We start from the raw sequence: 18,646 nt of genomic DNA, 5'->3' as shown, positions 1-18,646 counted from the left end.
CACTACTTTGCAGAGTTTGACGGCTCGATATTGTCGGCCAGAACGTCGGCCACAACGCGATTGCGGCCATTTTCCTTTGCAAAGTACAAACGCTCATCAGCTTTAACAAGTAAATCATCTAAATCAGTGCCATCAACACCGAGATACGAAATCCCAGCACTAAGGGTGATATTGATTTCTTTTTTATTGTAGATAAATGGCTTATTCATTAGTTTTTTACGTAGAGAGTCAACTTGTTGGAAACTATCTTTAGGCTTAGATGCTAGCATAATCAATGCAAATTCCTCCCCGCCAAAGCGCGCCAGCAAATCACTTTTTCGAGTGTGTTTTTTCAGAAAATCAGCCACAAAACACAGCGCAGCATCGCCACCATGATGACCATATAAATCATTAATTTTTTTGAAATAATCGAGATCAAATAGCACAACAGTTAATGGCACATTGTGCCTTTTCGCATATTCACTAGCAGATGCATACACATCGATTAATTTCATCCTATTCGCTAAGCCAGTCAATTTGTCAGTACCAGCTAATTGCATAAGTCGCTCTTCGTTCTTCTCCCGATTACGCTCATACACATGAGCGAGAGCAATCATCAGCACCCCACTCAATATCACGTTCAATGACACTGAAATACTTAGCGGAATATCATCGGTCATAAATTTCAAATGAAAAATGCTGATTCCCAGCGTCATAAAAACAATCGAGAAGTAAAAGCCAATTTTTTTACCTAATAACAAATAAGAAATAACGGGGATAGTTAGAATCCAAACAAAAATGGATTGGGAGGAACCAGGTACGGATAAAGCATACATCATTATCGAAAAAAACGGGAAAAGGTAACTGATTACCCAAAATTGAAAATTAGTGGTATTGCCAATTTGACGCCATACTAGAAATGAAAATAATCCATATCCTAACTCTAGAAAAGCCAAGGTGTAGAGCTCTCGATAAATATTGATCAAACCAAAAACAAAGCCACCGAAAAATGTTATCAGCAACAATACTTGTAAAACTTTGCGTCGATATTGGGTATTTTGATCAAAATCGCTAAGCATAGATAGTCTCATACAACCTAAATGAGCTTATGGATTTATTCTTATTCGCAGAATAACCCCATTCATCATTTATTACTAAAAGAGATAAAATTAATTTAATAGTAATGACAGTCTAATGTTATTAGCTGCAAATGGGTATGATAAGACGAAATAATATCAATAATAATTGCCGTTAATTTCGACAAGACTGCAATTTATTGCCGCCTATGTCGAAATTAAGCTACTTTGTAGCAGTTTTTTCCATTTTGTTTGGCTGCATACAAGGCTTTATCTGCACGATTAAATAAACTTAGTTCAGTGTCACCATATTGATACATAGTACTGCCGATACTACAGGACATTTTATGCTTGGCCAAAATCGGATTTTTATTCATAAAGCCCTGAATTCGTTCAGCTATTTTACCATTCACAAGGTTGTCACTACCTGGTAACAAACAACAAAATTCATCACCACCAAAACGAAAAGCATAGTCACTTTCTCTTAGTGACTGACGTAATACGTCTGCCGTGGCGGTCAATACTTTATCACCCTCATGATGACCGAAGGTGTCATTAACGGCTTTAAACTTATCCATATCAATCACCAGTAGTCCAAAACCTTCGCCAGCCCGTTTGGCCTGACTAAGTAAGCGCACCAAGGATTCTTGATAATGTACTCGATTACCCAATGACGTCAGATAATCTTTAAGGGCAAGCTGTTTAACACTATGAAATTCTAGTGCATTTTTTAACGGAAATTTGAATAATCGATGTAAATCATTGAGTATTGCCGCTTCCCGCAAACTTAACACTTTGGAAAAAGAATATACTAGGGTAGCAAAAATTGTGTGTTTACTTACTTGATCTAATGTTTTGATATTATTAGATTTTTCTGGCTCTCCAAGGGTAACTAAACCACTTGAAAATTTAATAGTTAAACCATCTAAGTTTAACTTCGCTCGCAATTGGCGATAAAATACTTGAGCAATCTTTTGCAGGTCGATACTCGAAGCCAATTGCAACATAACTTGATGAGATTCGGTATGGCTTAAGCCGCCCTTGTAGGGATCTGAGCTAAACAAATTGTTATCTTTCAACGCAGTGTCAAAAAGCTGTGTCATGTGCTCCAAGGCGAATGCTCCTGCCAATTTATTGGCGAATTTACGTCTAAATACGTAATTTATTAATTAAAAATGTTTTATGATTGGTTAATTAGCAATCTCTGTGCCATCGATTACTGCTAATATTAAAGTAATGCTAACGGCAAATATGCCCGTTCAGCTTACTCCTCAGTCAACAAGTTCACGCGGTAAAAAATTAGCCAAATAAAGAGATAAAATTTATGCATGTGGGTTTCACAAATATTTTGGTATTGATGACTGTTGCGGTGTTAACCGTGTGGGGATTCAAACGTATAAACTTACCTCCCATACTCGCATATCTAGCCTGTGGAGTAGTCGCTGGTCCGCACATGCTAGCAATCATCGATCATCCAGAAGAAATTCACTTTTTCGCCGAGTTAGGCATCGTCTTTCTATTATTTTCGTTGGGCTTAGAATTTTCTCTTCCTAAAGTCATGGCTATGCGCCATCTGGTTTTTGGCATTGGTTTAGGCCAAATGATACTGACTACTCTGGTTTTTATGGGGATCGCCAGTTTATTTGGATTCGATTTAAAAGCCGCATTAATCATAGGCGGTATGATAGCCCTTTCTTCAACCGCGATTGTGATTAAACAAATGAGCGAACGAGGCACGTTAAATACGACCCGAGCACAAATGGTTGTCAGTATTTTATTATTTCAAGATCTGGCTGTGGTGCCTTTGCTGATATTAGTTCCCTTGCTATCAGATCAATCCCATAGCAGCTTATGGTTAGCGATTGTGATGGCGCTTTTAAAGGGCACAGTGGTAGTCAGTATTTTAATGTCTGTAGGCAAATGGCTACTACCTAGAATATTTAATGAAGTAGCGCGAACGCGTACCGATGAATTGTTTGTGCTAACGACTATTTTGGTTGCCTTGGTAGCGGCAGGTTTGACCTACTCGTTTGGCCTTTCCATGGCACTAGGAGCTTTTCTAGCGGGAATGATGTTAAGTGAAAGCCAATACAGGCATCAACTAGAAGCGGATATTCGGCCTTTCAGAGATATTCTAATGGGGTTATTTTTTATAACTGTTGGTATGCGTTTAGAAATGCAGACTTTAGCATCACAACTACATTGGATAGCTTTGGGTTTAGTCACCATAATGATAATAAAAATCCTGATCATTCGTGCTTGTGCTTGGCTATTTAAAGCCGACAAACTAGATGGCTGGTCAACAGGATTAAAGCTCTGTCAGATAGGTGAATTTAGCTTTATTATTGCCGCACTGGCGGTAAATCACGACATTCTCAGTGCTGAACAAGGCTCTGTTTTGATGGCAATTGGTGTGCTCAGTATGGCGGTTACACCTTGGTTGATTGAAAATAGTCTCGACATGGCTAAATATATTATTGGTAAACCCGACTTACAATTAGACCCAATGGATGAAGATAATTATCATCCTAGCATGCAAGACCACGTTTTAATTCTTGGTTTTGGCCGAGTTGGTCAATCGGTAAGCCGCTTATTAAGCGTGGAGAAAATCCCCTATTTAGTCGTAGACTTTGATCCCGTGCGGGTCAATGAAAGCCGAAGTGCAGGACAACCCGTGGTGTTCGGTGACGTCAGTCAACCAGATATATTAAAAGCCGCTGGAATCGATATGGCCAAATTAGTGCTTATCACCTTTGATGAACACCAAAGAGCCCTCAATGTAATCAAGATCATCTCGGAAATGCACCCAGAATTGCCCATAGTGGTTCGCACTAGAAAAGACTACCACCTAGAAGAACTTTATGCGGCTGGCGCTAGTCAAGTTGTGCCTGAAATTCTCGAAGGCAGCCTTATGTTGGTATCTCAGATACTCCATTTATCCGGTATCCCTATGGCGCGAATTTTAAAACGGGTTCGTTCAGAGCGAAAAGATCACTATCGACATATGCACGGTTTCTTTCCTGGAGAAACCACTGAAATTAGCCAAGGTACCAAAGATAAGCTGGAATTTATGCACGCTGTGCAACTAACTGAAGATGCGTTTGCGGTCGGTAAAACAATTGAACAGTTGGATCTTTTTAAACGCAAAATAAGTTTGCATGGATTACGGCGAGCAAATATAGAAATTGCAAATCCTGACTTTACAAAGCCCCTACAACCTAACGATGTTATCGTGATCTCAGGCAAACCGCGACGAGTAGAACGCGCAGAACATTTTTTATTAGAAGGGCATTAAACCTAATCTTGACTATTTATTAGGTCTATTTTTGATTGCGGGGTCACATAACACGCTAGCGTTAGCTACAGTATCCAATATAACTACCGAGTATTCCGAATCAATATTATCAGTATTGGTATCAGTAATAACGGCAAGGTAAGGTGGGAATGTAGAACGCCACGACAAATCATTTGCACCGTTACTGCCAAAAGTAATGTCAGTAATATGATAACGAGGGTCAGCCTGAACATGCACGGTTATGAGTGCCTGTCCTGTACCTGTTATTTCAGTAATAGTGCCATCATTGTTGGGGCCACCTGTAAAACGGTAGCTGTATGTGCGTGCATTCGAAGCGGGTATATTGGTGTAGCCACTTCCTGCTGCACTTCGGAAATTTCTTACATCTAAAGTTACAGTAGCATCCATAATCCTTTTCCTTGTTGTTGGTAAAATGCCATACTTTGGAGGTATTGCCGTATCAAAAGATACGGTTTTATGAATTGAACCTAATTGTTCTCTTACAATTCTAATCCCTTTCCCGAATAGTACAAATTTTAATCAACTAAAAATGGGGTGAATGCAATATAACCTGAATTATTTAAACGTTTTTGATGTATATTAAGTTGCTGATCATCCCCTAACAAGCTTAATACAGTAGTCAATTCAATTAGCCGAGTAAAAGGTAACTTATCCGGCTTAGGATTTACTCCATATTCCAATTCAGTCTCAGTTAACAATGCTAAAGCTTGTTGCCAATATTGTTGGGCGGTTTGTTGTTGTTCGATTTTAAAGGCTATCTTTCCTTTTAAAATTAAACCGCGAGAATACACCAAACGAAAATCTTCGGTTTTTTCCATTTCTTGATTATGCCATGCAGGCTCAATATTCTGTTCAAATTGCTCGATATAATGAAGCGCCAAGTCTATTTGGCCATTTAACAAAGCAAATTCACTTTGAGCGACTTTAAGATCTCCATAGAATTGTAAAGTCCTTTCCTCTTTTTTCTTTAGGTTATAAGCCTTCTCAATCAGTTTTTCAGCTTGCTGCAAATGTTGTTTAGCTGACCGACCAGACATTAGCGCAAGCTGCCATAGGCAACGTCCGTAATCCAACATCCAGTACGCATTTTGTGGATCTTGATTAAATAATTGTTCAGCGATATCTTTTGCGGTTATGTACAATTTAGTGGCTTCTTCCACATCCCCTAAATGGACGCTTACGCTGGCTAAAAGACGATTGGCGTACAAAAAGTCTTCTTTCCAGATAATATTATCTGGCTCCTCTTTAATATTTTTTTTAATCGCGGCATTTTGTTCTTCGAAATAATTCTTTGCTTCATTAAATCGTCCTTGTTGTAAGGCAAGACTTCCCAACCAAGATGACGCATTTGCCATATCGTATCTTAACTGTAAATTATCTGGTGCTTGTTCAGCCCACTGAACGTAGAGATTACGCACTTCCAACATTGCCCTTTTAGCTTGCTCAAAATTGCCACGGCTTTTATCCAATATCGCCAGGTTCTGATAACCGTATGCAGCCTCTATTTGCCAATCAGGATTATTGCTGTCCATTGCGGCTAACCTAATTGCACTATCTCGATAACGAATTAGCCATTTTTCGGCATCGTCCAAGCGCCCTTGTTGCCAGGCTACGTTGCCAAGCCAATACTCAGCTTGAGATAAATCGAACAATCGGATGCCATTTGAAGCGTCTCTTTCGTGTAAGGCTTTAGAACGTTCATAAGCTTCAGCAAAAGCTGCCATGGCCAATTGATAGTCGCCTTCATTCAGGCGCACTTCGCCTATGCCGGTTAATGAACGGGCTTGTTCCGCCAATGCGCGGTCAGATAAATCTCGTTTGTTTAACTTTGAAAAATAGCTTGTCGCTTTATCATCCACCGAACGCATTAAATCCAAACGTCCAACGGTTTGTAAGCGCTCACGTAAGTCACCTAACATAAAACCGACAATGTCTTCGGCTTGGTCTTGGCGCCGTTGTGCATCATTACGGGCGATGACAGCAGTTATCGCCAATGCGGAGGCAAACGCCATTCCTGCAAAAGAACCTACGCTAATTAACGCCAAACGTTTATATCTGCGCTGCGCATCTCGCTGCGCTAGGCTATCAAAGCCCACGCCTAACAAACCTGCTACCAATTTTAGAAATGCCCTGTCTTTACCATCTCCTTCCATTCTGGCATCAGCAGCCAACGGCTCTCTATTAGGCTGGCCAGCTTGTGCGGGTTTGAGCAAAGCTGGGGGAAAACAAGCTATCTCAGGATCACAGCTCATAGGATCGCCGTCGGCAATAAAACACAAAATACGTTCTTCACGACCCATTTTACGGAATTCAGTGATTTCGGTATTCACCCATTTTGACTTCGCAGAGAAAGGCGAGCAGATGACAATCAGCGACGATGAGTTCTGCAACGCTTGATTGACCCTTTGGCCCAAATTTCCTGCTGTTGGGAGTTCATCGCGGTCACGAAAGATTTTTCCAATTCTACGGGGAACAACACCAAACTCAGCGGATTGGCCAATTAGTTTAGCGGGCACTCGATAGGCTTCTAACTTACGCATAAGCCAGCGAGCCAACTTTTCATCTTTGTGGCTGTAACTTATAAATGCGCTGTATTGCATTTTATTCCTCAGGATCAGATTGAAAGAGTGAACATGACATATACAACAGCAACATGTGGTCAAATAGTATACAACTCTCCTATAAAAGAAAAGGAAGCATCGGTTTTACCAAGCCGAGTGCCACCAACGAATGAGATAAAATCAGGTTTAACAAATGCTTTATTGATGATAATTTATACAAATATCGGAGTTTAATGTTAAGGAATAGCGACTGATGTCATCAGCTCTCACAATTAATATAGGGGTTACCGGTCATCGCGATATTCCACAACAAGATATCCCCATTTTAGAAAAAGCCTTGCTTGAAGAGCTGACCTCGCTGCAACAACAATGTCCTAGAAGTACGATTCAAATTTTATCAGGTCTAGCAGAAGGTGCTGACCAGTTAATGGTCAAAGTCGCCTTGAAACTCAAACTTAAAGTAACTGCGATTTTACCCTTTGACGTGCAAGAATATGAAAAAGACTTTAGGTCTCCCCAATCCTTAGAAACCTTCCGTAGACTCTTTGAACAATGTTCCGAAGTGAAGATTTGCCATCGTAAAGCCAATACACCAAGAGTGGAAGGGTATACTGCACTAGGCAAAACACTGGTAGGTTGTTCTGATTATCTAATCGCTATTTGGGATGGTGTAATAGACCATAAAAAAGAATCAAGTTCCTATGCGCTAAAAACCGGTGGCACAGCAGACGTAGTAAGAATGTGTATCGAAGGACTCGTTGACGAAAGCAGCCTGCTATTTTCTAAGCCTAACAAAACATACTGTAAATGGTTAGTCAGTACACGAGAACGTCATGCTACCCTACCTTTAAGTGTGGGAAGCGAAGAAGATATTGGAAGTTGGAAGGCAATAGAAGCGTATGGCGTGCAAAATGTCAGTTTGTTTAATGAAATTTTGGCGAAAACAGAACGTTTTAATACTGGTGCGCTACGTATTAAAAAGAAAGACAAAGCCAAGAGTTTAACTCACCTGCTAGGAGAGCAACCACCGACGGAATCATTAGCCCCCATTAAACACTTAGTTGATGCCTACTGTATTGCCGATTGTCTTGCACAAATACGTCAACATCAAAGATTAAAATCATTAAAATGGATTACCACCCTATCCTTTTTTGCGATCTTCGCACAACAAGTTTATGTTGGGCTATTTGCCACACTAACTTGGTTTTTAATCCACTTGTTTCTAGTTGGAGTGGTAGTACTTATATATTGGCTTTTTTTCGTCGGCACCGAATCAAAAGAAGAACAGTATGTGGAATGGCGCGTATTTGCTGAAGATCTTAGGGTGCAAATTTTCTGGCACTTGTCTGCTATTCCTGATCACAGTGCAAATAACTATCGCACGACAAAACTATATGAGATGGATTGGATTGTAGATAATTTGAATAAACTGATGTTGCAAGTCCCTTCCCCCAGCAAACAACACATTCATTATGTGCGCAAGGTTTGGATATTAGACCAAAGAAATTACTTTTATGGGCAAAGAGGAGAAAGGGGAAGAGCATTTGCATTGCTTAACAAATCAAAACAATATCAACGAAATTCAATTTTTCTATTTTGCTTAGCAATAGCACTGATGTTCTTTAGTGTAGTAAAAATCCAATTCAATCTTATTCCCGCTTTTTCGATATCAATCTTGTTCATTATTATTGCTATGTCGTTTATCAGCTCAGCATTATTGAAAACCTTTGCTGCGCAGATGGGCTTTGAGGAGCTTAGTCAGCGCTACTTGCGAACAGGCTACTTCTTCCAACAGGCGATGAATAGAATGTCTTTGTTAGATCAAACTTACGCTTCTGAAACTGAAAATATAGGGAGCTATCAACAGGTCATTAAAACCATAGGTATTGAGGCATTAAATGAAAATGCAGCTTGGTTACAGCTGCATAAAATGAATGCTTATCAAGTTCAGGTTAGTTAACTTAAACTTGATAAGAAATGACAAATTTTAATTCGTAGGGATGCTGATTTATGCAATCTAGTTGTTTAAACCCCGTGAATTGCAAGCAAGATAAGCGCAAAATTACTGCGCTAATAGCAGATTGCGCTCCCTCGCTTGGGTTAATTAAATTTTAGTTAACCAGTTATGGGTGTCTGGCGCTTCGCCCCACTGAATTTGGTTTAATGCTTGGCGCAATCTAATTGCTTTAGGACCCGCTTCTCCGTTACCCACTTTGATATCTTTACCATTGTGAATTAAGGTTCCTACCGGAGTCAAAACCGCTGCGGTACCAGACAGAGCGGCTTCAGTACCAGGTTTAGCCACCCGTTCTAATAGTTCAGTCACAGAAAGGTTACGTTCGCTAACCTTCATTCCTAAATCAGCCGCAAGGGTTAGTAGTGTAGCTCGGGTAATACCGTGTAAAAATGAGCTATCTAAGGCTTTAGTGATAATTTCATCGCCGTCAATCAAGATAAAGTTAGCAGCACCGGTCTCTTGTACATCACCATTAGGGCAAAATAAAATTTGATCAGCATTGTACTGCGCTTTACCTGCTAAAATTGGCCCTAAAGCACTGGCGTAATTACCGCCACTTTTAATCATGCCCATATGTGGCGCACAGCGCATCCCATCTTCCGCTAATAACAATCTTAATGGACGAGCTCCACCAGCAAAGTAATCACCCACCGGTGATAACAATACATACAGCATAGAAGTAGCTGATGGTGCCGCAGCTTTACCTATTGAAGGCTCAGTACCAATATGGGTAGGTCTGATATACATTGAACCTGGAGGCTGGGGAACTTCATCAGCGTATTTTTTTACCATATCAACAATCATCTGTGATAACTGATTTGCATCAAAGTCAGGTAAAAACAATAATTTAGAGCTCTGTGCCATACGTTTTATATTTTCTTCCATACGGAAAATATTGACGCTGCCATCAGCATGACGAAATGCTTTGAGTCCTTCGAAACAAGTACTCGAATAATGTAAGACATGAGCCCCGGGGTGCAATTGAATACTTTCAGCGCTGACAAACTCAGCCTTACTCCAGTGATTATTTTCAAAGGTAGCAAGTGCCATCTCAGGCATAAAAACAGTTCCAAATGCAGCCATAATAGTCTCAAATCTCCAAAATAATAATAAGGTCAATTTACCGATAGAATTAAAAGTAATCCTATCTTGTAATATAGATACGATTTTACGCTAGAAGCAGGGGCAAACACTAGCATTGTAAGGATAAAAATGTGTTTTAGTGTCCATCAATGCGAATCAGCTAAGATAATTGACTAAAAATTCAGAGACAAAATCAAAGTTGAGGTGGATTTACCCTAAAATGAATACTTGAAGTGAGTTCCGCAGGTGCATCATTTGCAAAAATAATATGTTGCTCACATAACACCGCAATCACCTGATCTTGCCAACATAAAAGCAAACTTCGCTGTCTTTCCCAAACTGGCACATCCCACTGTTTAAACCATTGTTTCAATAATTTGGAATGGGGCTGATCAAGGGGTTTAAATTTAAGACTATTCACCTTAGATTTTATGATTAATTGACCAATGTATTTTTCTGCAATATGTAAATGCCCCAATTCATTGGGTAACAAGGTGTTAGCTGAATCTAAAGTAAGATGAATATCTTCTTCAAATGTTTGCTTTTTAATGCAATACATATGCTCTCGAAAGCGTCGCAACTGGTGCTGGCCTAGGTCAATGATGGGGTTGCCATCCTGCTTGGCACTAAGAAGTTTAGGTAATTCCGCCAGCACGGTTTTAGAAGGCATATCAATTTTTTGTTCTGCTAACCAATATCGCACTATTTGATTTTGCCATGGGCTAGATAGTGCACGTAACTTGCAAATATGAATCGCAAATCGTTGATTCACCATGGTCTGCAAATGTTTCCCGTTTACTTCATCTAACAACTCTTGTTGTTCAGCGCACAACTGGGCTGAGCGGTTTGCTGCCGTTGCCAAATTTGGCCAGCGTTGCAGTAAAGTTGGAATCACTTCTGTGCGTAAGAAGTTTCGATCAAATCGTGTATCGTGATTCGACTCATCTTCGATCCAGTGTAATTGCTTGTGTTTGGCTAATTGCAGAATTTCATGCTTCTCTAATTCCAGAAAAGGTCGCGCTAGGGTAATACTGTTTTCATTTACCGCAGATTGCGCCATTGCTGAGAGCCCTTTGGGACCAGCCCCGCGCTTCAACTGCAATAGCACCGTTTCCAATTGATCTTGAATATGTTGTCCTAACAAGATCAAACCATGATGTTCGGTCATGGCTTCAAGGGCTTGATATCGCACTTTTCTAGCGGCCGCTTCAACTCCCCCATTACCACTGGCATTGACCTTCACCTGCTGAATTTTTAGTGGAATATTGAGCTCAGAGCAAACTTGCTGACAATGCTGTTGCCACTTTTCCGCATTGGGACTTAAGCCGTGATTAACATGCACAGCAAGGTAATTGTGGTCAGGAAATTGGTTCGCTAATTCGGCAACAGTGATCAGCAGCAGGTGAGAGTCAACACCACCGCTGTATGCGATAACAATTTGCCTAGCGGGTCCTTGAAGGAACCTTTCAACAAGTGCTGTGGTACGATTTTGAATATTCATAAGGCAAAAACCGCCTTGTAAATACAAGACGGTTTGAGGTGAATCAAGGTGACTATATTAACAATAACCAAAAGACATGATGCGCTCGTAACGCTGTTCGAGCAACTCGTCTTTAGATAAGCTCAGCAATTGTGACAACTGTTGCTTAAGGGTCGCTTTGAGGTTGGCAGCCATAGCGTCGTGATTGCGATGAGCACCACCTAGAGGTTCCTCTACGATATTATTAATTAATCCTAATTCTTTAATTTGACCTGCGCTTACACCCATAGCTTCAGCAGCCAAAGGTGCTTTTTCTGCGCTTTTCCATAATATGGAAGCGCAACCTTCTGGAGAAATAACCGAGTAAGTACTGTATTGCAGCATATTCACTCTGTCACCCACACCGATGGCAAGTGCACCACCTGAACCACCTTCACCAATAACGGTACAGATAATGGGAACGCTTAAATCGGCCATTTCCTTGAGATTACGAGCAATGGCTTCACTTTGGCCACGTTCCTCAGCACCTACTCCAGGGTATGCACCCGGAGTGTCGATAAAGGTAATGATAGGTAAATTGAAGCGTTCAGCCATATGCATCAAACGAAGCGCTTTGCGATAGCCTTCTGGTTTAGGCATACCGAAATTGCGTCGAATTTTTTCATGGGTGTCACGACCTTTTTGATGTCCAATAACCATTACTGGTTGACCATCAAAGTCGGCTAATCCACCTACAATAGCTTTATCATCAGCAAAAGCGCGATCACCGGCTAATTCGTCAAATTCTTCAAAAAGGCGGGGAATATAATCCAATGTATAAGGTCGCATTGGGTGTCTAGCAATTTGTGAAACTTGCCATGCGCCCAAATCGGAAAATATTTTAGCAGTCAATTCTGCACTCTTTTCCCGCAACTTAGTGATCGATTCTTCAATGCCGACATCAAACTCACCGCCTTGATTGACTAACCGTAGTTCTTCAATTTTTGCTTCTAAATCAGCGATAGGTTTCTCGAAATCAAGATAATTCAAACTCATTCCAAACCTTATATTTGTTTACAAACACACTATTGGTGTCAACTAAATTGCAGCTCTACCGCTTGTTTGGGTAACATTTGCTGCAATTCATAAATTAATTGGTCTTCTGGTGTCACGTACCACTGTGCACCAAATGCTAAAACCATTTCCGCATCAGGGTGAACAACCCGCATATTAACAGGACAGCTTCCGCCTTGATAATTCTGCAGAATTGCTTGCAGTTTAGCTACTCTTGCTTCGTTACACCAGTCAGATTCTACTTCTAACCCTAAGCATTTTACATTTTTCTCCCGAGCCTGCACTATATCCATAGCATCACGGCCTGATATTGTATTGCCCCCCGAGAAATCATCAAAGCTGACCTGTCCGGAAATCAATAGAATTCGGTCAGGTTGAAGAAGCTCCTCGTACTTTTCAAACATATCAGGGAAAAAGCGCGCATCCATACGAGCACTTTTGTCATCTAAGGTAACAATCGCCCAACGACGTCCCTTCTTGTTAGTCATCACTCTAACACCGATGACTAAGCCAACCGCAACAGACGTAGTGTCTTTATTGGTAGGTTTTAAATCTACCAAACGAGCAGAACTATAATGTTTTAGCTCTTTTTCGTACTGATTTATTGGGTGACCTGTTAAGTATAGGCCAAGAGTTTCTTTTTCTCCGTCCAACCATATTTTTTCTGGCCATTCCGGTACATTAGAAAAGGCCTGAACCACTTGATCAGGTTCAGTAGTTAACAAACCAAACATATCTGATTGCCCATGAGATTCAGCTTTAGCATGCTGATCCGCCGCGGCTATCGCTTCGGGTAGGGTCGCCATGATACAGGCTCGATGGGGACCTAAATTATCCATGGCGCCAGCCATAACCAACTTTTCTAGAACCCGTTTGTTAATCTTCTTCAGATCAACTTTAGCACAAAAATCAAACAAGTCTGAAAATTTAGTGTGTTCTTTGCGGGCAGCGATAATTGCTTCGATAGGACCTTCCCCTACCCCTTTTATTGCGCCGATACCATAAACAATACGACCTTGTTCATCTACCGTAAACTTATATTGGCCCGCGTTGAGGTCTGGTGGCAGTATGGTTAATCCCATACGATTACATTCATCCACCAAAGTGACTATTTTATCGGTATTATCCATATCCGCAGACATTACCGCCGCCATAAACTCGGCAGGATAATGGGCTTTTAGCCACAAAGTTTGATACGAAACTAACGCATAAGCCGCAGAGTGAGATTTGTTAAAACCATAACCCGCGAATTTTTCCACCAGATCGAATATTTTCATCGCTAGATCAGGATCGATATTATTTCCTTTAGAACCTTCGGCAAACACACTACGCTGCTTGGCCATCTCTTCAGGCTTTTTCTTACCCATCGCACGACGTAACATATCTGCGCCACCTAGGCTGTATCCTGCCATGGCTTGTGCAATCTGCATTACTTGTTCTTGATAAAGAATAATGCCGTAGGTTGGCTCAAGAATTTCCTGCAAACATTCATGTTGATATTCTGCATCCGGATAAGAGATCTCTTCTCGGCCGTGTTTTCTATCGATGAAGTTATCAACCATCCCAGATTGCAGCGGGCCCGGTCTAAATAGAGCCACCAATGCGATAATATCTTCGAAGCAATCTGGTTTAAGACGTTTAATCAAATCTTTCATACCGCGAGATTCCAATTGGAATACCGCAGTTGTTTCTGCATTTAATAGAGTCCGAAAACTTTTAGGATCTTCCAATGGAATGGCGGTGATATCAATTTGTTTGCCGCGACCCTCAGCAATCATATCGATCGCCCATTGGATAATGGTTAAGGTACGCAAGCCCAAAAAGTCAAATTTAACCAAACCTGCAGTTTCGACATCATTTTTATCAAACTGAGTTACTGGGTTTTTGCCTTCGTCATCACAATATAACGGCGCGAAGTCGGTGATTTCAGTGGGAGAGATAACAACCCCCCCAGCATGTTTACCAGCATTACGGGTAACCCCTTCCAGAATCCGCGCCATATCTATCAGATCTTTAACGTCTTCATCTTGTTGATAAAGCTCAGGTAACCTAGGTTCAACGGCAAAGGCTTTTTCTAAGGTCATTCCTGGATCAGAAGGTATTAATTTAGAAATGCGGTCCACAAAGCCATAGGGATGCCCTAATACTCGGCCAACGTCTCGAACTACCGCTTTGGCAGCCATGGTGCCGAATGTAATTATTTGAGAAACCGCCTGACGACCATACATGTCAGCCACGTGGTCAATCACCTCGTCACGTCTATCCATGCAAAAATCGACGTCGAAATCGGGCATGGAAACCCGTTCTGGATTCAGGAATCGCTCAAACAGTAAGTCAAACTCTAGGGGATCCAGATCGGTAATATCAAGTGCATATGCAACGAGCGAACCTGCGCCCGACCCACGGCCAGGTCCCACCGGAATACCGTGATCTTTACTCCACTGAATAAACTCCATTACAATCAAGAAATAGCCGGGAAAACCCATTTGGTTGATAACGGTTAATTCAATTTCTAAACGTTCGTCGTATTCAGGACGTTTTTCTGCTCGCTCTTGTTCATCAGGAAACAGGAACTTTAAGCGTCGTTCTAAACCTTCCCATGACACTTTTACCAGATAATCCGCATCTGACATTCCACCGGTTGGAAACTTTGGCAGAAAGTATTCGCCCAACGTCACGGTAACATTACAACGCTTGGCTATCTCTACAGTATTTTGCAGTGCTTCTGGAATATCGGAAAACAGTTCACACATTTCCTCAGGACTGCGCAGGTATTGCTGATCACTATAAAGTTTGGGACGACGCTTATCATCGAGGGTATAACCATCATGGATACACACCCTTATTTCATGGGCATCAAATCCCTCTTTAGCGATAAAACATACTTCATTTGTGGCCACGACGGGAAGATCATGGTCCAAAGCCCAATCTGTCGCTCGTTGAATATATTCCTGTTCACCTGGTCTGCCAGTGCGATTTAACTCGACATAGTAACAATCGCTAAAATGGGTTTCATAAAATTGCGATATTTGCTCTGCTAAAGGCATATTTCCTTTGGTTAGTACCTGTCCAAGATCACCGGACAAGCCACCAGATAAAATAATCACGCCTTCTTTGTGTTCTAGCAGCCATTGTTTATCGATTACCGCTCTATTTTGTACATGCCCACGCTGATAAGCTTTGGAAATGAGCAAGGTAATATTTTTATATCCTTTGTTGTTGCTTGCCAACAAGGTCAGTCTGAATATTTCATCGCCTAACTCTTCACTTTGTACCCAAAAATCAGCGCCAATTATTGGTTTGATCCCATTGGCATGTGCAGCATCATAATATTTTACCAATCCACACATATTCATCTGGTCAGTAATGGCCACTGCAGGCATCCCCATTTCTTTGACCTTTCCAAGAATGGGTTTGATCTTATTCAAACCATCCATCATGGAATAATCACTATGGACGCGCAAATGGATAAATTTCACGGGTGCTTCTGTGGCTTCAGACTGCATGGATGACTCCATTGTGTTGTATCAATATTTGTTGCACAGGTTTAAAACTCATACGGTATTCTTCCGTTGGCCCTAGCTCAGCTAAACGTAACAAATGAGCTTTGGTAGGGTAGCCTTTATGTTGATCAAAACCATACTCAGGATAGCGTAAATGCAATTCTGCCATCTCCCGATCTCTGGTGACTTTAGCAATAATAGACGCGGCTGAAATTTCTGCGACACTGCCATCGCCTTTAACGATTGCTTCACTGGCATAATGCCAATCTGGGCATCGATTACCATCGACTTGCACCAAATCAGGCTGAATTGATAAACCTTCAACAGCGCGTTTCATAGCCAACATAGTGGCATGTAGAATATTCAGTTGATCAATTTCTTTTGGGCTAGCTCGCCCTACTGACCAACATAATGCATTTTCAATAATTTGGTTGAACAATACGTTGCGTTTTTTCTCGCTCAGTTTTTTGGAATCGTTTAATCCTAAAATAGGCTTTTGCGGATCCAATATTACCGCTGCGGTCACAACATCTCCCACCAAAGGTCCACGGCCGACTTCATCAACCCCGGCGATAAGGCAAGCCTCACTCATATTCTGTACCAATTAACTTTAATACGGCAGCCGCAGCTTGTTTATCTGCGTCCTGTTTTAACATTTCATGCAAACCAACAAACTCCTCTGGAATCTTTACGCTATCACCGGCGAACATCGGGATCAGATATTCAGAGATGGTTTCAGGGTTCACTTGTTCTTGTAATAATTCAGGCACAATGGGTTTATCTGCTAGCACATTAGGCAGTGAGAAGTAATTGGGTTTATACATTGCTTTCATTATTTGATGTGTAAGCCATTTTAAACGATAGGCTACCACCATTGGACGCTTACATAACATAGCTTCAAGTGACGCAGTACCAGAGGCAAGTAGAATAGCATCCGAGGCGATCATAACATTACGAGATTGCCGCATAAGCACTGAAATATGCATGTTTTGCGGATACTCTGGCAAGCTCTTAAACGCCGACACTATGGCTTCAATTTGCGATTTTCGCACTTCATTGACAGCGGGGATCACCACATGTAATTCACTTACCGTAGTACACACTTTGCTTGCGCTTTGTAAAAAGACCTCAAGCAACATATTCACTTCGCCAGCCCGGCTGCCCGGTAGCAACGCCAGCACTTTTGCGTCTTTGCTTAACGTTACGCCATCAAGTTGTTGGCGAGCTAGAGTTTGATCGGGGTAAAGCTCAATATCATCCGCCATAGTATGGCCAACATATTGGCAAGGGAATCCATGTTTGTCGTAAACGGCTTTTTCGAATGGAAAAATACTGAGTACTAAGTTAGTCGCTTCAGCAATCCCATAAATTCTATTTTCCCGCCAAGCCCACACTGTAGGACTGACGTAATGGACGGTTTTGACCCCAAGTTTTTTTAGTTTCTTTTCTAACGGCAGATTAAAATCAGGGGCATCCACTCCGATAAAGACATCGGGGGGATTATCGGTAAAATGTTGCAGGACGGTTTTTCGAATAAACAGTAATCGGCGAATACGGGACAGTACCTCTACTATCCCCATCACAGAAAGTTCTTCCATTTCAAACAAGGTTTCGCAACCTTGCTCAAGCATATTAGGACCGGCAATTCCTGTAAACTGTGCATCGGGGTGAATTGCCAAAATCTGTTTTATCATACCCGCAGCTAACACGTCGCCAGAGGCTTCTCCGGCGACGATAGCAATTTTCAAAGGACGCTTAGACATATAAGGTTGGCTCGCAGTTTGCGATAAAGCTAATCAGTATGATTAGCGGATTATTCCTCGGGCAGAGTTTGCTACAAAATCAGCCATTAATCCCACTTCTTTTGTGGTTTCGGCCATTTTGCGTAACTCTTGAACGGCTTCTTCGGCACGATTGCCGTTCCGATAAAGTACTTTATAAGCACGTTTAATACTCATTATTACCTCTTTATCATAGCCTCTGCGACGCAACCCTTCGGAGTTAATTCCTGCCGGCGTATTGTCGATACCATTGATCATAACAAAGGGAGGGATATCACGTAATATGATGCCACCGCCACCAGTAAAACTGTTAGAGCCAATATGGCAGAACTGGTGCACAGCCGTGTTACCACCTAAGATAACGTAGTTGCCAACATGTACATGACCAGCAAGGGTCGCATTGTTAGCAAAGATGTTATCATCTCCAACAACACAATCATGCGCCACATGTGCGTAAGCCATAAATAAATTATTTGAGCCTATTTTGGTCAGTGATTTATCTTGAACCGTACCACGATGGATAGTCACACATTCCCGAAAAACATTGTTGTCACCAATTTCTAATCGGGTTTTTTCTCCAGCATACTTTTTATCCTGGCATTCTTCACCAATCGAACCAAACTGGAAAAAACGATTGTTTTTACCAATAGTACATGGTCCCTTAATGACCACATGTGATTCGACAACCGTTCCACTTCCTATCTCGACATCTTCACCGATAACGGAATATGGACCAACTTGAACGTCTGCTGCTAACTTAGCAGACGGGTGCACAATAGCTGTTTCATGGATCACTG

The 18,646-nt window shown here is 41.5% G+C and carries 14 protein-coding genes; 3 read left to right on the top strand and 11 right to left on the bottom strand.

The window, feature by feature from the left end:
• Positions 1-2: 2 nt before the first annotated feature.
• Both KO530_RS18475 and KO530_RS18470 read right to left on the bottom strand, forming a co-directional pair.
• On the bottom strand, positions 3-1,058 hold the full coding sequence (locus tag KO530_RS18475; RefSeq protein ID WP_216049941.1) for a GGDEF domain-containing protein: 1,056 nt from the start codon (positions 1,056-1,058) through the stop codon (positions 3-5).
• A gap of 215 nt (positions 1,059-1,273) precedes the next feature.
• Positions 1,274-2,158: a GGDEF domain-containing protein gene (locus KO530_RS18470; RefSeq protein WP_216049940.1), complete on the bottom strand. Its 885-nt coding sequence runs from the start codon at positions 2,156-2,158 to the stop codon at positions 1,274-1,276.
• A gap of 221 nt (positions 2,159-2,379) precedes the next feature.
• On the opposite strand from KO530_RS18470, the gene KO530_RS18465 reads away from it, so the two are divergent.
• Positions 2,380-4,350 (top strand): monovalent cation:proton antiporter family protein, encoded by a 1,971-nt coding sequence (locus KO530_RS18465; protein ID WP_216049939.1) that lies wholly within the window; start codon positions 2,380-2,382, stop codon positions 4,348-4,350.
• Positions 4,351-4,362: 12 nt separating this feature from the next.
• Here KO530_RS18465 and KO530_RS18460 read toward each other — a convergent pair whose 3' ends face one another.
• On the bottom strand, positions 4,363-4,758 hold the full coding sequence (locus KO530_RS18460) for a hypothetical protein (RefSeq protein WP_216049938.1): 396 nt from the start codon (positions 4,756-4,758) through the stop codon (positions 4,363-4,365).
• A 128-nt stretch (positions 4,759-4,886) separates the two neighbouring features.
• Complete coding sequence (locus tag KO530_RS18455; RefSeq protein WP_216049937.1) at positions 4,887-6,971, bottom strand: toll/interleukin-1 receptor domain-containing protein; 2,085 nt, start codon at positions 6,969-6,971, stop codon at positions 4,887-4,889.
• A 33-nt stretch (positions 6,972-7,004) separates the two neighbouring features.
• Here KO530_RS18455 and KO530_RS18450 point away from each other — a divergent pair, with 33 nt between their 5' ends.
• Positions 7,005-7,166, top strand: a complete 162-nt coding sequence (locus tag KO530_RS18450) for a hypothetical protein (RefSeq protein ID WP_216049936.1) — start codon at positions 7,005-7,007, stop codon at positions 7,164-7,166.
• A 19-nt stretch (positions 7,167-7,185) separates the two neighbouring features.
• A complete protein-coding gene (locus KO530_RS18445; RefSeq protein WP_216049935.1) occupies positions 7,186-8,892 on the top strand; it encodes a hypothetical protein in 1,707 nt (568 codons plus the stop codon).
• A 144-nt stretch (positions 8,893-9,036) separates the two neighbouring features.
• Here KO530_RS18445 and KO530_RS18440 read toward each other — a convergent pair whose 3' ends face one another.
• The 7 genes from KO530_RS18440 to lpxA form a co-directional block, all read right to left on the bottom strand.
• Positions 9,037-10,032, bottom strand: coding sequence for a branched-chain amino acid aminotransferase (locus KO530_RS18440; protein WP_216049934.1), 996 nt, complete (start codon positions 10,030-10,032; stop codon positions 9,037-9,039).
• Between the two features lie 193 nt (positions 10,033-10,225).
• Complete coding sequence (gene tilS, locus KO530_RS18435) at positions 10,226-11,533, bottom strand: tRNA lysidine(34) synthetase TilS (protein WP_216049933.1); 1,308 nt, start codon at positions 11,531-11,533, stop codon at positions 10,226-10,228.
• Between the two features lie 57 nt (positions 11,534-11,590).
• Positions 11,591-12,547: an acetyl-CoA carboxylase carboxyl transferase subunit alpha gene (accA, locus tag KO530_RS18430; protein WP_216049932.1), complete on the bottom strand. Its 957-nt coding sequence runs from the start codon at positions 12,545-12,547 to the stop codon at positions 11,591-11,593.
• Positions 12,548-12,585: 38 nt separating this feature from the next.
• Complete coding sequence (gene dnaE, locus KO530_RS18425; RefSeq protein ID WP_252729388.1) at positions 12,586-16,005, bottom strand: DNA polymerase III subunit alpha; 3,420 nt, start codon at positions 16,003-16,005, stop codon at positions 12,586-12,588.
• A 55-nt stretch (positions 16,006-16,060) separates the two neighbouring features.
• Complete coding sequence (gene rnhB, locus KO530_RS18420; protein WP_216049930.1) at positions 16,061-16,660, bottom strand: ribonuclease HII; 600 nt, start codon at positions 16,658-16,660, stop codon at positions 16,061-16,063.
• Positions 16,653-17,831 carry a lipid-A-disaccharide synthase gene (lpxB, locus tag KO530_RS18415; protein WP_216049929.1) on the bottom strand — a complete coding sequence of 393 codons (1,179 nt, stop codon included), beginning with the start codon at positions 17,829-17,831 and terminating at the stop codon, positions 16,653-16,655. The genes rnhB and lpxB overlap by 8 nt, the downstream gene beginning before the upstream one ends.
• 42 nt (positions 17,832-17,873) lie before the next feature.
• Positions 17,874-18,644, bottom strand: coding sequence for an acyl-ACP--UDP-N-acetylglucosamine O-acyltransferase (gene lpxA / locus KO530_RS18410; protein WP_216049928.1), 771 nt, complete (start codon positions 18,642-18,644; stop codon positions 17,874-17,876).
• Positions 18,645-18,646 lie beyond the last annotated feature (2 nt).

It is taken from the genome of Aliiglaciecola lipolytica, from assembly GCF_018860635.1.
Classification (GTDB): domain Bacteria; phylum Pseudomonadota; class Gammaproteobacteria; order Enterobacterales; family Alteromonadaceae; genus Aliiglaciecola; species Aliiglaciecola lipolytica_A.
The sequence above is the reverse complement of the archived record's forward strand: the minus strand, read 5'-3'. Positions and strand labels throughout refer to the sequence as shown.

Coding starts and splice junctions, on each gene's coding strand:
- KO530_RS18475 (WP_216049941.1), bottom strand. CDS start 1,058: ATGCTTAGCGATTTTGATCAAAATACCCAATATCGACGCAAAGTTTTA.
- KO530_RS18470 (WP_216049940.1), bottom strand. CDS start 2,158: ATGACACAGCTTTTTGACACTGCGTTGAAAGATAACAATTTGTTTAGC.
- KO530_RS18465 (WP_216049939.1), top strand. CDS start 2,380: ATGCATGTGGGTTTCACAAATATTTTGGTATTGATGACTGTTGCGGTG.
- KO530_RS18460 (WP_216049938.1), bottom strand. CDS start 4,758: ATGGATGCTACTGTAACTTTAGATGTAAGAAATTTCCGAAGTGCAGCA.
- KO530_RS18455 (WP_216049937.1), bottom strand. CDS start 6,971: ATGCAATACAGCGCATTTATAAGTTACAGCCACAAAGATGAAAAGTTG.
- KO530_RS18450 (WP_216049936.1), top strand. CDS start 7,005: ATGACATATACAACAGCAACATGTGGTCAAATAGTATACAACTCTCCT.
- KO530_RS18445 (WP_216049935.1), top strand. CDS start 7,186: ATGTCATCAGCTCTCACAATTAATATAGGGGTTACCGGTCATCGCGAT.
- KO530_RS18440 (WP_216049934.1), bottom strand. CDS start 10,032: ATGGCTGCATTTGGAACTGTTTTTATGCCTGAGATGGCACTTGCTACC.
- tilS (WP_216049933.1), bottom strand. CDS start 11,533: ATGAATATTCAAAATCGTACCACAGCACTTGTTGAAAGGTTCCTTCAA.
- accA (WP_216049932.1), bottom strand. CDS start 12,547: ATGAGTTTGAATTATCTTGATTTCGAGAAACCTATCGCTGATTTAGAA.
- dnaE (WP_252729388.1), bottom strand. CDS start 16,005: ATGATGGATGGTTTGAATAAGATCAAACCCATTCTTGGAAAGGTCAAA.
- rnhB (WP_216049930.1), bottom strand. CDS start 16,660: ATGAGTGAGGCTTGCCTTATCGCCGGGGTTGATGAAGTCGGCCGTGGA.
- lpxB (WP_216049929.1), bottom strand. CDS start 17,831: ATGTCTAAGCGTCCTTTGAAAATTGCTATCGTCGCCGGAGAAGCCTCT.